At 72.9% G+C, this 12,851-nt stretch carries 13 protein-coding genes; 9 read left to right on the forward strand and 4 right to left on the reverse strand.

Annotated features, from left to right (window positions below):
• Window positions 1-7: 7 nt before the first annotated feature.
• Window positions 8-1,330 carry a D-arabinono-1,4-lactone oxidase gene (locus ACFVXG_RS33370; RefSeq protein WP_387932934.1) on the reverse strand — a complete coding sequence of 441 codons (1,323 nt, stop codon included), beginning with the start codon at window positions 1,328-1,330 and terminating at the stop codon, window positions 8-10.
• 122 nt (window positions 1,331-1,452) lie between these two features.
• Window positions 1,453-2,721: an MFS transporter gene (locus ACFVXG_RS33375; protein ID WP_387932936.1), complete on the reverse strand. Its 1,269-nt coding sequence runs from the start codon at window positions 2,719-2,721 to the stop codon at window positions 1,453-1,455.
• A 131-nt stretch (window positions 2,722-2,852) separates the two neighbouring features.
• On the opposite strand from ACFVXG_RS33375, the gene ACFVXG_RS33380 reads away from it, so the two are divergent.
• Window positions 2,853-3,995 (forward strand): ferrochelatase, encoded by a 1,143-nt coding sequence (locus ACFVXG_RS33380; protein WP_387932938.1) that lies wholly within the window; start codon window positions 2,853-2,855, stop codon window positions 3,993-3,995.
• A gap of 23 nt (window positions 3,996-4,018) precedes the next feature.
• Complete coding sequence (locus ACFVXG_RS33385) at window positions 4,019-4,837, forward strand: inositol monophosphatase family protein (protein ID WP_387932940.1); 819 nt, start codon at window positions 4,019-4,021, stop codon at window positions 4,835-4,837.
• 139 nt (window positions 4,838-4,976) lie between these two features.
• Here ACFVXG_RS33385 and ACFVXG_RS33390 read toward each other — a convergent pair whose 3' ends face one another.
• Window positions 4,977-5,162, reverse strand: a complete 186-nt coding sequence (locus ACFVXG_RS33390) for a hypothetical protein (RefSeq protein ID WP_030285471.1) — start codon at window positions 5,160-5,162, stop codon at window positions 4,977-4,979.
• Between the two features lie 446 nt (window positions 5,163-5,608).
• Here ACFVXG_RS33390 and ACFVXG_RS33395 point away from each other — a divergent pair, with 446 nt between their 5' ends.
• The 4 genes from ACFVXG_RS33395 to ACFVXG_RS33410 all read left to right on the forward strand — a co-directional run bounded on the left by ACFVXG_RS33395 (window position 5,609) and on the right by ACFVXG_RS33410 (window position 9,887).
• Window positions 5,609-6,262, forward strand: a complete 654-nt coding sequence (locus ACFVXG_RS33395; protein ID WP_063349384.1) for a response regulator transcription factor — start codon at window positions 5,609-5,611, stop codon at window positions 6,260-6,262.
• 158 nt (window positions 6,263-6,420) lie between these two features.
• Entirely contained in the window at window positions 6,421-7,725 is a 1,305-nt protein-coding gene (locus tag ACFVXG_RS33400; RefSeq protein ID WP_350507834.1) for a HAMP domain-containing sensor histidine kinase, read from the forward strand.
• 301 nt (window positions 7,726-8,026) lie between these two features.
• Window positions 8,027-9,010, forward strand: coding sequence for an acyl-ACP desaturase (locus ACFVXG_RS33405; protein WP_387932943.1), 984 nt, complete (start codon window positions 8,027-8,029; stop codon window positions 9,008-9,010).
• Between the two features lie 577 nt (window positions 9,011-9,587).
• A complete protein-coding gene (locus ACFVXG_RS33410) occupies window positions 9,588-9,887 on the forward strand; it encodes a DUF4193 domain-containing protein (RefSeq protein WP_030057692.1) in 300 nt (99 codons plus the stop codon).
• Window positions 9,888-10,112: 225 nt separating this feature from the next.
• On the opposite strand, the gene ACFVXG_RS33415 is transcribed toward ACFVXG_RS33410, so the two are convergent.
• Window positions 10,113-10,562, reverse strand: a complete 450-nt coding sequence (locus tag ACFVXG_RS33415; RefSeq protein WP_387932945.1) for a DUF3093 domain-containing protein — start codon at window positions 10,560-10,562, stop codon at window positions 10,113-10,115.
• A gap of 136 nt (window positions 10,563-10,698) precedes the next feature.
• Here ACFVXG_RS33415 and ACFVXG_RS33420 point away from each other — a divergent pair, with 136 nt between their 5' ends.
• The 3 genes from ACFVXG_RS33420 to ACFVXG_RS33430 all read left to right on the forward strand — a co-directional run bounded on the left by ACFVXG_RS33420 (window position 10,699) and on the right by ACFVXG_RS33430 (window position 12,608).
• On the forward strand, window positions 10,699-11,277 hold the full coding sequence (locus tag ACFVXG_RS33420) for a PaaI family thioesterase (RefSeq protein WP_387932957.1): 579 nt from the start codon (window positions 10,699-10,701) through the stop codon (window positions 11,275-11,277).
• Window positions 11,274-11,741: a dUTP diphosphatase gene (gene dut, locus ACFVXG_RS33425; RefSeq protein ID WP_360237628.1), complete on the forward strand. Its 468-nt coding sequence runs from the start codon at window positions 11,274-11,276 to the stop codon at window positions 11,739-11,741. Before ACFVXG_RS33420 ends, dut begins: the two co-directional genes overlap by 4 nt.
• A 69-nt stretch (window positions 11,742-11,810) precedes the next feature.
• On the forward strand, window positions 11,811-12,608 hold the full coding sequence (locus ACFVXG_RS33430) for a DUF3710 domain-containing protein (RefSeq protein WP_387932947.1): 798 nt from the start codon (window positions 11,811-11,813) through the stop codon (window positions 12,606-12,608).
• Window positions 12,609-12,851: the final 243 nt, after the last annotated feature.

The following is a 12,851-nucleotide window of genomic DNA, read 5'->3' on the forward strand; positions in this document are numbered from 1 at the left end:
CCCCCGGTCAGGCCCCCAGCACCCGCCGCAGGTAGTCGTTGCCGAACAGGCGCTGGGGGTCGACCTCGTCGCGCAGCGCCGTGAAGTCCCCGAAGTGCGGGTAGACGCCGGCCAGGTACTCGGCGTCGCGGGTGTGCAGCTTGCCCCAGTGCGGGCGGCCCTGATGGGCGGTCATCAGCTGTTCCACGCCGGTGAAGTAGCCCTGGTCGCGGGTGCCCCGGTAGAGGTGGACGGCGATGTAGGCGCTGTCCCGGCCGGAGGCGGTGGAGAGCCAGAGGTCGTCGGCGGGGGCGAAGCGCACCTCGACCGGGAAGCTGACCTTCCAGTCGGAGCGTTCGACCAGGGCCTTCAGCTCGCGCAGCACCTCGGCGACGGCGGCCCGCGGGACGGCGTACTCCATCTCCAGGAAGCGGACCTTGCGCGGGCTGGTGAACACCTTGTACGCGGTGTCGGTGTAGCTGCGGTCGGACCAGGCGCGGCTGGCGATCGAGGCGATCGAGGGGATGGAGCCGGGGAAGCGGCGGCCGACCCGGCAGGCGCCCTCCCAGACGGTGTTGGAGAGGAAGTCGTCCTCCAGCCACCCCTTGAACCGGGGCAGCGGGGCGGCCGGCCCCTGGCTGCGGTTGTTGCGCTTGGTGGCGCAGCGGTCGGTGTGCGGGAACCAGTAGAACTCGAAGTGCTCGTTGACGGCGGTGAGGTCGTCGAGGCGTTCCAGCACCTCGTCGAAGGCCATCGGCTGCTCGTGGGCGGTGAGCAGGAAGGCCGGTTCGACGCCGAAGGTGAGGGCGGTGATCACGCCGAGGGCGCCGAGGCCGAGCCGGGCGCCCTGGAAGAGCCGGGGGTTCTCGGTGGGGGAGCAGTGCCGGACGCTGCCGTCGGCGAGCACGATCTCCAGGGCGCGGATCTGGGCGGCGAGCGAGCCGGAGTCGCGGCCGGTGCCGTGGGTCCCGGTGCTGGTGGCGCCGGCGACGGTCTGGACCTCGATGTCGCCCATGTTGGTGAGGGAGAGGCCCTCGCCGGCGAGGAGCCGGTTGAGGCGGCTGAGCGGGAGGCCGGATTCGACGGTGACGGTGCCGGCCTCGCGGTCGATCCCGCGGACGGCGGTGAGCGCGTGGGGCCGGACCAGCAGGCCGTCGCCGGGCGAGGCGATCGCGGTGAAGGAGTGGCCGGAGCCGACGGCCTTGACGCTGCGGCCCTGTTCGGCGGCGCGCGCGAGCTCCCTGGCCAGTTCCTCCGCGGTGCCCGGGGTGGCGGTCCGGGCCGGGTCGGCGCTCTGGTTGCCGGCCCAGTTGGTCCACCGGGTGCGGGTCGCGGTGCTGGCCTGGGGCATCTGCGCTGCCTCCTGCTCCGTGGCCGAACGGGTCGGCGCGGTCCGGGGCGGCCTGGCCCGGAGGATCCCGGGGGCAGGCCCTACCCACGGGTAGGGCCGCGGGTAGGGCGAGATTAGTCAGTTCACCGTTCGACGTCTACGGGTCGGCCGGACGTTCCGCCGGCCTGGTCGGCAGGGTTTCCGGCGGCGAGTCCGGCGCGCAGTCGGCCGAGCCCGGCGAGGGCGGCGAGTGCTCCGAGCACGCCGGCGGTCAGCGGGACCCAGTAGCCGGCGGCGGCGCCGGAGGCGTCGATCACCCAGCCCGCGGCGGAGGAGCCGACCGCGACCCCGAGGGCGAGGCCGGTGGTGGTCCAGGTCATGCCCTCGGTGAGCTGGGCGGCCGGGACGAGCCGCTCGACCAGGGCCATCGCGGTGATCAGGGTGGGGGAGATGGCGATGCCGGCGACGAGCAGTGCGGCGCCGACCGCGACGAGCCCGCCGATGCCGTGCACGGCGTGGGCGACCAGCAGGATCGGCACCATGCTGAGCGCCATGAACAGCACGCCGAGGAAGAATCGTTTCGCCATGGAGCCGGTGAGCTTGACGGCGCCGAACACCACCCCGGCCAGGCAGGAGCCGAGCGCCCACAGGGCGAGGATCACGCTGGAGACCGACTTGTGCCCCTGGGCCTCGGAGTAGGCGACGGTGACCACCTCGACCGAGCCGAAGATCGCGCCGGTGGCGACGAAGGTGAGGATCAGCACCTGGAGGCCGCGGTTGCGGATCACCGAGCCGCCCTGGTGCCCGGCGGCCTCGTGGACCGGGGGCTCGGTGGAGCGCTGGCCGGCGAACAGCAGCACGCCGACGGTCAGGAAGATCCCGGCGAGCAGCACGCCGGCCTCCGGGAAGACCGAGGTGGCCAGGCCGATGGAGAGGATCGGGCCGACGATGAAGCAGACCTCGTCGACCACCGCCTCGAAGGAGTAGGCGGTGTGCAGCCGGTCGGCGTCCTCGCGGTAGAGGTGCGCCCAGCGGGCGCGGACCATGGCGCCGGTGCTCGGCATGACGCCCATGCCGGCGGCGAAGAGGAACAGCGTCCAGTCCGGGGCGTCCAGCCGGGCGCAGAGCAGCAGGCCGACGACCGAGCCGATGGTGAGGGCCATGGCCGGGACGATGATCCTCGCCTGGCCGTGCCGGTCCACCAGTCGGGAGACCTGGGGGCCCAGGACGGCAGCGGAGACCGCCAGGGCCGCCGAGACCAGGCCGGCCACGCCGTACGAGCCGCGCAGCTGGGACAGCATGGTCACGATGCCGATGCCGGTCATCGAGATCGGCAGTCGGGAGACGAACCCGGTGGAGGAGAAGGCCACGGTGCCGGGCGCGGCGAATATTCGGCGGTAGCTGGACAGCACGGGAGCTCCGGGCAGGGGAGTAAGGAACGACGCGGGCTCAGACAGCTTACGTAGGTTGGCAAACGGTATTTCCCGGACGCCCGCGCAGCCCCGGCGCCGGTGTCCGGCCCCTCAGTGGCAGGATCGGTGCCATGTCCGACGCGCGCAAACCCTCCCCCTCCGGCGCCGCCCCGTACGACGCCCTGCTGCTCCTGTCCTTCGGCGGGCCCGAGGCCCCCGAGGACGTCGTCCCGTTCCTGGAGAACGTCACCCGGGGCCGCGGCATCCCCCGGGAGCGGCTCAAGGAGGTGGGCAAGCACTACTTCATGTTCGGCGGGGTCAGTCCGATCAACGGGCAGAACCGCGAGCTGCTCACCGCCCTGCGCAAGGACTTCGCCGAGCACGGGCTGGACCTGCCGGTCCACTGGGGCAACCGCAACTGGGCCCCGTACCTGGTGGACACCCTGCGCGAGATGGCCGACGCCGGCCACCGCCGGATCGCCGTGCTCGCCACCAGCGCCTACGCCGGCTACTCGGGCTGCCGCCAGTACCGGGAGAACCTGGCCGACGCGCTGGCCACGCTGGCCGAGGAGGGGCGTCCGGCGCTCACCGTCGACAAGCTGCGGCACTTCTACAACCACCCCGGCTTCGTCGAGCCGATGATCGACGCGACCCTGGCCGCGCTGGCCGAGCTGCCCGAGGCCGCCCGCCCCGGTGCCCGGCTGGCCTTCACCACCCACTCCATCCCGGACGCGATGGCCGAGACCTCCGGCGCCCCGGAGGACCCGGCCCGCGGCACCCCCGGCGGCGCCTACGTCGCCCAGCACCTGGACGTGGCCCGGCTGATCGCCGCGGCCGTCGCCGAGCGCACCGGCGTGGCCGACCGGCCGTGGCGGCTGGTGTTCCAGAGCCGCAGCGGCGCCCCGCACACCCCGTGGCTGGAACCGGACATCTGCGACCACCTGGAGGCCCAGCACGCCGACGGCGCGCCGGCCGTGGTGATGGTCCCGATCGGCTTCGTGTCCGACCACATGGAGGTCAAGTACGACCTCGACACCGAGGCCGTGGCCAAGGCCGCCGAACTGGGCCTGCCGGTCTCCCGCGCGGCCACCGTCGGCGCCGACCCGCGGTTCACCGCCGCCGTGCGCGAGCTCGTCCTGGAGCGGGCCGCCACCGAGCGCGGCGAGCCCGTGACCCGCTGCGCCCTCGGCGCCCTCGGCCCCAGCCACGACCTCTGCGCGGTGGCCTGCTGCCCCAACCCGCGCACCCCGCGCCCGGCCGCCGCCGAGCGCTGAACCCCCTTCCGGAGGAGAACCCCGTGCCCACCCCCGCCCAGCCCGACGACCGGCTCCTCGACGACCTGCTCGACGTCGCCCTGGACGCGGCCCGGCAGGCCGGCGCCCTGCTGCGCGACGGCCGCCCCGCCGACCTCGGCGTGGCCGGCACCAAGAGCAGTCCGGTCGACGTGGTCACCGAGATGGACCTCGCCTCGGAGAAGCTCGTCGTGGAGCTGATCGCCGACCGCCGCCCCCAGGACGGCTACCTCGGTGAGGAGGGCACCGAGCGGCCCGGCACCAGCGGGGTGCGCTGGGTCGTCGACCCGCTCGACGGCACGGTCAACTACCTGTACGGCCTGCCCTCCTGGGCGGTCAGCGTGGCCGCCGAGGTGGACGGCCGGGCCGCCGTCGGGGTGGTGTACGCACCGGCCCGCGGCGAGCTGTTCCACGCCGTGCTGGGCCGCGGCGCCCACCTCGACGGCCGGCCGATCTCGGCCCGCCCGGCCCCGCCCTGGGGCCAGGCGCTGATCGCCACCGGGTTCAACTACGTCCAGCCGGTGCGGGTGCGCCAGGCCGAGGTGCTGCTGGCCCTGATGCCCGAGGTGCGGGACGTCCGCCGGGGCGGGGCGGCCGCGGTCGACCTGTGCGACGTGGCCGCCGGGCGGCTGGACGGCTACTACGAGCGCGGCCTCGCCCCCTGGGACCGGGCGGCCGGCTGCCTGATCGCCACCGAGGCCGGCGCCCTGGTCGGCGGCCGCCCCGGGCACGGCCCGGACGGCGAGCTGACGGTGGCCGCCGCCCCGGGCGTGTACCAGCCGCTGCAGGAGCGGCTGGCCGAGCTGCGCGCCTGGGCGGACTGACCCGGCCCCGCGAATCCGGAGGGCCCCCGGCGAGAACCCTCCGGACATGCGAAGAGCCCTGGCACACGGGGGATGCCAGGGCTTGGGGTTTCGCACGGCCCCCGCAGGGCCGCTGGTGCCGGAGGACCGGCGTGTCGGGTCAGGCGGCGGTGCGGTGGCGGTCCAGCACGGTGTCCACACCGTGCTCGGCGGCGAGACGACGGAGGTCGTCCAGCTCGGACTGCTCCACCTCGGCGAGGAACTCGTCCCCGGCCTCGATCGCGCGGTGCAGGTCCTGCTCGGCGTTGGCTATGCGCTGCAGGATTCCGGCCTTGAAGGCGTCCATACGGGCCCCCTTACTGTGTCGGACGTGCACGGTCGTACGTTCTCCGCCCCGAGGAGGGTCCAGCCGGTGAATGCGCCCGGTCCGACAGGTGGTGGATCTCCGGTCGGGCGCGGAGACGGCCCTTCGGCCGCTCCCGGTGACGTCCCAGCCCCAGGGCCGGCGCGGATGAACGCACGGCGGGTGGGTGCGATCGGCCATCAGCCAGATCGCGGGTGTGCAGCTGTCCTCCCCGCCCCGGGGGCCGGGAAACCTCCCGGCGGAAGAAAGTTGCCCGTGTCACAGTCCAAGCGGAGCGTTCCCGGTACGAACGGTCACCGTCACGAGGTCCGGGCTTCCTGCCCGAGGGGCAGCTTATCGCTGCTTTACCGCAGGACCAGGCAGGATGGAGGCACCGTCGGAGCCGTGCGTCCGCTTTCCGGGGCCGGCCTGGAGAAGGGACAACGACCGTGCGGGTTCTCGTCGTCGAGGACGAGCAGCTGCTCGCCGAGGCTGTCGCGACCGGCCTGCGCCGCGAGGCGATGGCCGTCGACGTGGTGTACGACGGGGAGGCCGCGCTCCAGCGCATCGCGGTCAACGACTACGACGTGGTGGTCCTGGACCGCGACCTCCCGCTGGTCCACGGCGACGACGTCTGCCGCAAGGTGGTCGAGCAGGGCCTGGCCACCAGGGTGATCATGCTGACCGCCTCCGGCGACATCAGCGACCGGGTCGAGGGCCTGGAGATCGGCGCCGACGACTACCTTCCGAAGCCGTTCGCCTTCAGCGAACTCGTCGCCCGGGTGCGGGCGTTGGGTCGCCGCGCGACCGTCCCGCTGCCCCCGGTGCTGGAGCGGGCCGGCATCTCGCTCGACCCCGGCCGGCGCGAGGTGATCCGCGAGGGGCGCACCGTCCAGCTCGCCCCCAAGGAGTTCGCCGTCCTGGAGGTGCTGATGCGGGCGGGCGGCGCGGTCGTCTCCGCCGAGCAGCTCCTGGAGAAGGCCTGGGACGAGCACACCGACCCGTTCACCAACGTCGTGCGGGTCACCGTGATGACGCTGCGCCGCAAGCTCGGCGACCCGCCGGTGATCGTCACCGTGCCCGGTTCCGGCTACCGGATCTGACCGGAATCCGACCCCGGAACCCGAACCCCGGAACCTGACCCCCCGGAGTCCGTCCCCCCGGAGCACCGACCTCCGGACTCCGTCCCCGGGGCCCCGCCCCCGAGGATCCCCCCGCCGTACCCAGCGCCCGCCCCCGGCGGACGCCCGAGAGGACGATCATGACCACCCCGCCGCCCCCGGCCGGCGGGCCCTCCGGCGCGCCCGCCGGCGGCCCGCGAGCCGTACCGCCCAAGCCCGTGCACCCGCCGCGCCCGACCCGCCCGGGCCAGCCCGAGACCTACGTCCCCGGCGACGGCCTGCTCGCCTGGCTGCCGTTCCGCCCGACCATCCGGATGCGGCTCACCCTGCTGTACGGCGGGGTGTTCCTGATGGCCGGCGTGGTGCTGCTGCTGGTGATGTACTTCTTCGTCCAGCAGGCGCTCCAGCAGGTCGGCCAGCCCCACCTGGTGCTCAACGGCATCCCCGTGCGGACGGCGGACGGCCAGGTCATCACCACCCAGTCCGCGCTCGACCAGTGGCTGAACGACCAGCGCTCCTTCCAGGCCGGCCAGGCGCTCAACACCCTGCTGCGCAAGCTGCTCACGGTGCTCGTCTGCCTCGCCGTGATCGCCTTCGCGGCCGGCTACGCGATGGCCGGCCGGGTGCTGCGCCCGCTCGGCCGGATCACCCGCACCGCCCGTGACGTCGCCTCCTCCGACCTGCACCGCCGGATCGAGCTGGACGGCCCGGACGACGAGCTCAAGGAGCTCGCCGACACCTTCGACGACATGCTGGACCGGCTGGACCGCTCCTTCGACTCCCAGCGCCGCTTCGTCGCCAACGCCTCGCACGAGCTGCGCACCCCGCTGGCGATCAACCGCACCCTGCTGGAGGTCCAGCTCTCCGACCCGGCCGCCTCGCCCGACCTCCAGCAGCTCGGCAAGACCCTGCTGGCCACCAACGAGCGCAGCGAGCAGCTGGTGGAGGGCCTGCTGCTGCTGGCCCGCAGCGAGAACGAGCTGACCGACCGCCGCGCCGTGGAGCTGTCCGAGGTGGCCACCCGGGCGCTGGAGCAGACCCGGGGCGAGGCCGACAAGCGGGAGGTCGAGCTGCGGTCCAAGCTCGACCCGGCGGTGGTCGCGGGCAACGGCGTGCTGCTGGAGCGGCTGGCGCTCAACCTGCTGCAGAACGCCGTCCGCTACAACACCCCCGGCGGCTGGGTCGAGCTGGCCACCGCGACCGTGCCGGGCGGCGGCGAGCTGGTGGTCTCCAACACCGGCCCGGTGGTGCCCGGGTACGAGCTGGAGCACATCTTCGAGCCGTTCCGCCGGATCAAGGGCGCCGACCGCACCCGCAGCGACAAGGGGGTCGGTCTGGGCCTGTCCATCGTCCGCTCGGTGGTGCGCGCCCACGGCGGCACCATCGAGGCCACCCCGCGCGCCGGGGGCGGCCTCACCATGCGGGTGCGGATTCCCTCGCCCTAGCGACCCTCCAGGCCCCTCCTCGCCGCCACCGCGCCCCACGGCGCGACGCCGTTCCCGCCGTGCCGGCCCCCGGTGCTGCCACGTTCCGTGGGCGACCGTTTCCAGCCGCCCCCGCCAGGCCCGTCAAGACGACATAAGGCCTGGCGGGGGCGGCTTGTCTTTTCCGCCCCGAGCAACTTACGGTGTCGTAACCTACGCAACCGTAAGTGCGCCCGCCGGTTCGTCCGCCGAAGGCTCCCGACACGACGCGTGCCCGCCCAACGCGCCCGTCCAGCGCGTATCCGTCCCCAGGAGCAAGACCGTGACCATCGCCCCTGTGCAGAGCAGCCCGTCGCTCGGATCGAGCGGCTGGACCGACACGCGGCTCATCCTGGCCCTCGAAGAGGTCGTGGAGAAGGAGCTCAACCGCCACCTGGGCGTGGCCAAGGAGTGGATGCCGCACGAGTTCGTGCCGTGGAGCCAGGGCCGCGACTTCGACGGCGTGCTGGGCGGCGAGGCCTGGTCGCTGGAGCAGTCCCGGGTGACCCCGCTCGGCCGGGTCTCGCTGGTGGTGAACCTGCTGACCGAGGACAACCTCCCCAGCTACCACCACGAGATCGCGACCATGTTCGGCCGCGAGGGCGCCTGGGGCACCTGGGTGCACCGCTGGACCGCCGAGGAGGGCCGGCACGGAATAGCCATCCGCGACTTCCTGCTCGCCACCCGGGCCGTCGACCCGGTGGAGCTGGAGCGGGCCCGGATGTCCCACATGTCCGAGGGCTTCGAGTCCGACAACTCGCACAGCATGCTCCACTCGGTCGCGTACGTGGCCTTCCAGGAGCTCGCGACCCGCATCTCGCACCGCAACACCGGCAAGTACGCGGGCGACCCGCTGGCCGACCAGCTGCTGGCGAAGATCGCCAACGACGAGAACCTGCACATGGTCTTCTACCGGAACCTGCTGAAGGCCGCCCTGGAGATCGCCCCGGACCAGGCCATGCGCGCCATCGCCGACGTGGTCGTCGACTTCCGGATGCCCGGCCACGGCATCCCCGGCTTCGAGCGCGCCGCCGCCCAGATCGCCATCGGCGGGGTGTACAACCTGCGCATCCACCACGACGACGTGCTGCAGCCGGTGCTGCGCAAGCTGCGCGTGATGGAGCTCGACGGCCTCGGCCCGGAGGGCCTGCTGGCGCAGAACGAGCTGGGCGTCTTCCTGGACGGGCTGGACGGACAGGCGCGCAAGTTCGAGGAGCGCCAGGCCGCGCTGCTGGCCCGCCGGGAGGCCCGCCGCAACGCCGGCTAGGAGGTCGGCCGGAACGTCGGCCAGGAGGTCGGCGGGGAGGCCGGCGGGGCGTCGGCTTGGACGCCGGTCGGGACGCCGGCGGGGGCGCTCCCGCCGGGCTGTCACGCCCCCTGGGCGAGGGGGCGGAGTGGGTGGATTTTCCGTGGTTTGCCCCGGAAGATTCTGAACGTGACCAAGCTCACACCATGTCGCTCCGCGATTCTGGGCGACCCCGGAGAGTGATCACCCCATCGGGGTAGCCGATCGCCGTCCGTGACCGGAATCCGGCCTGCTGCCGGTCCGCAGGATTGGTCGGCATCCCTGGTGGGCAAGGGATTGGGCGGACACCAGTACGGCTTCCGCTCACTGTGAGTCGCCGGTTCAGGGGGCGCTCGGCGGGTCGAAGATGGCCCAGCGTGAGGCCTTCCGCGCCCTGGAGGATCACCCCAACGGAGCCCTGGCTGAGTGTCGATTGAGTAACAGGGCTTGAAGTAAGGCAAAATCTCCGCCTCGGGTCGGGCACAAGACCGACCCCCCATGCGTTACGTGCGCTGGAGATACCGCACACACCGCACAAACCCGGAGGGGGAGAGCGACAATGGCAACCGACTACGACACCCCACGCAAGACCGACGACGAGCTCAACGAAGACAGCATCGAGGAGCTCAAGGCTCGGCGGAACGACAAGGGCGGCGGCTCCGTCGACGTCGACGAGTTCGACGCCGCCGAGGGCATGGAGCTTCCCGGTGCCGACCTCTCGAACGAGGAACTCGCCGTCCGTGTCCTGCCCAAGCAGGCGGACGAGTTCACCTGCATGAGCTGCTTCCTGGTCCACCACCGCAGCCAGCTCTACAGCGAGAAGAACGGCAACCCGATCTGCCGGGATTGCGGCGCCTGAGCACCGCAGCGGACAGCGCCAGGTGCCCGTGGCTCCCGCGGCACCGGCACACCGCCCCTTCCGGCCCCGGGCAGCGGGGCCGGACGGCAGGTCCGCGGACCGTCCTGACGGACGGACCCGGGAGGACGGAGTCGGTCGGCCGCGTGCCGGTCAGGACAAAGTCGTAGGGACGGTCCCGCAGCAGCGGAACCGTCCCTCTCGGTTTTTCGGGGCCGTGCGCGTCGGCTAGGTACGGGCGCCGCGCCGGGCCTCCTCCAGCGCCTCGGCCAGCTTCATCGGCGAGCGGGTCGACAGGTACAGGTAGGGCGTCGGGTCGGCCGGGTCGCTCACCTCGACCCGCAGCGCCGTCGGGACGTAGCTGCGCAGCAGCATGAAGGCGCGGGGATCGGCCTTCGGGCCGCGCCAGGCCGCCGCCTCGGCGGGGCTCAGCGCGTGGGCGGCGCCCAGCGCCTCCACCGGGATCCGGGCCGGTCCGGCCACCAGTGAGCCCTGCACCACGCGGATCCGGGCCGAGCCGTAACTGCTGATCGCCACCGCGCCGACGGCGATGCCGACCACCAGGCCGACCAGCGCGGCCGGCCCGCTGACCCGGATCAGGATCAGTGCGAGGGTCAGACCGACTGCGACCGGGAGCAGCAACCAGGAGCGCGGCACCGTGAGGCGTTCGTCGTACATGCCCTCCATTGTGGGCGCCCTGACGCCCGGGTCGGGACGCCACCCCCACCGGAGGCCTTGCTACCCCTGGGTAGGCTGGCGAGCCGTGACCGGTACGACCACCCCCACGACCCCCACCGACCGGCCGGCGCCCGCGTTGCCGCCGACCCCGACCACCCCGCCGCCGGACGCCGTGATCCCGGAGCGCCACCCCCACGCGCCCGCCCCCGGCACCCGCCTCGGCTCCCACTACGAGCACTGCTTCGGCTGCGGCCCCCAGCACCCCGGCGGCCTGCGGATCGACGCGGTGGCCGGCGAGGGCCTGGACGTCACCGCCGAGTTCAGCGTCCGGGACGTCCACCAGGGCGGCCCCGGGCTGGCCCACGGCGGGGTTCTCACCACGGCGATGGACGAGACCCTCGGAACGCTGAACTGGCTGCTGCACGCCCCCGCGGTGACCGGCCGGCTGGAGACCGACTTCCTCAGCCCGGTGCCCGTCGACTCGGTGCTGCACCTGCGGGCCTGGATCACCGGGGTGCACGGCCGCAAGATCTACAGCGCCGCCGAGGGGCGGATCGGCGGCCCGGACGGACCGGTCGCCGTGCGTGCTCAGGCACTGTTCATCCAGGTGAAGCTGGAACACTTCACCACGCACGGTCGTCCCGAGGACATCGAGAAGGTCCTCGACGACCCGGATCTGATGAAGCGCGCACGAGCCTTTGAGGTGAACCCTTGAGCGAGACCCCCCGTCCGCAGCTGGACGTCCTGATCAGGCGCATCGACGCCGAGCTGCCGCTGCCCGAGTACGCGCAGCCCGGGGACGCCGGTGCCGACCTGCGGACCACCGTCGACGCCGAGCTGGCCCCCGGCGAGCGGGCGGTGCTCCCCACCGGCATCGCCGTCGCCCTGCCGGACGGCTACGCGGCCTTCGTCCACCCGCGCTCCGGGCTGGCAGCTCGTTGCGGAGTTGCTCTCGTGAACGCCCCGGGGACGGTCGATGCCGGGTACCGTGGAGAGATCAAGGTGATCGTCGTCAATCTGGACCCGCGCGAGGGGGTCAGCTTCCGCCGAGGGGACCGGATCGCCCAGCTGGTCATCCAGCAGGTCGAGAAGGCCCGCTTCCACGAGGTGGCCGAGCTGCCTGGGTCGGCACGTGCCGAGGGCGGGTTCGGGTCGACCGGTGGCCACGCCGCGGTCTAGCATTCCCGCGGCCTCGCAGGAAGCCGAGCAGGTATTCGCATCGGTCTTGGACCGGGAAGGACAGTGACCGTGTTCCGTCGTCGCCAGAAGAGCGAGGACGCTGTCGAGCAGCTCGCCGACGACGCCATCAGCGCCGACGAGACGGCCGATGACGTCGAAGGTTCCGCCGAGAGCGAGAACGTGACCGAGGTGGACCCCGCTGACAGGGTCGGCCTGCCGGCAGCCCCGCGGCCGGACGGCCCGTGGGACCACTCCGAGCTGGAGACGCCGGAGGAGGGACGAGTCGACCTCGGGGGTCTGCTGGTCCCCGGCGTCGAGGGCATGGAGCTGCGCGTGGAGGTCGCCGGAGACGCGATCGTCGCGGCGACCCTCGTGCTCGGCAACAGCGCCATCCAGCTCCAGGCCTTCGCGGCCCCGAAGTCGGAGGGCATCTGGGGGGAGGTCCGCGAGGAGATCGCCAACGGCATCACCTCGCAGGGCGGCCAGATCGAGGAGGAGGAGGGCCCGCTCGGCTGGCACCTCCGCGCTCAGGTCCCGGTGCAGCTGCCGGACGGCACCCAGGGCGTGCAGCTGGTGCGCTTCGTCGGCTGCGACGGCCCGCGCTGGTTCCTGCGCGGTGTGATCTCGGGCCAGGCCGCCGTGCAGCCCGAGATGGCCGGGATCCTGGAGCAGGTCTTCCGGCAGACCGTCGTCGTGCGCGGCGAGACCCCGATGGCTCCGCGCGACCCGATCGTGCTGAAGCTTCCCGAGGACGCCCAGATGGTGGCCGACGGTGGCGGGGCTGCTGCCGCCGCGGCCGAGGGCGAGGGCCGCTACGGCTCGCTCGACCCGTTCTCGCGTGGCCCGGAGATCACCGAGGTTCGCTGACCCTCACGAGGGTCAACTCCGCGGATCGCCTCCGCCCGGAGCCCCGGGCGGAGGCGATTTGCATGTGGCGGGTCCGTCCCCGTACAGTTCCGGAGTCGCCGCGGGAGACCGGGGCGACAAAGCGGAAAGTGAATCCGATGAATGAAACTCCGGAAAACGGAGCGGAAAACATCTGATAAGCTGGAAACACGAAAGAACGAAGCGCCCGGAGGGCCCGCTGGAAGGCGGTCCGAAGGAAGCGTC

It is taken from the genome of Kitasatospora sp. NPDC058162, from assembly GCF_042884005.1.
Lineage (GTDB): Bacteria > Actinomycetota > Actinomycetes > Streptomycetales > Streptomycetaceae > Kitasatospora.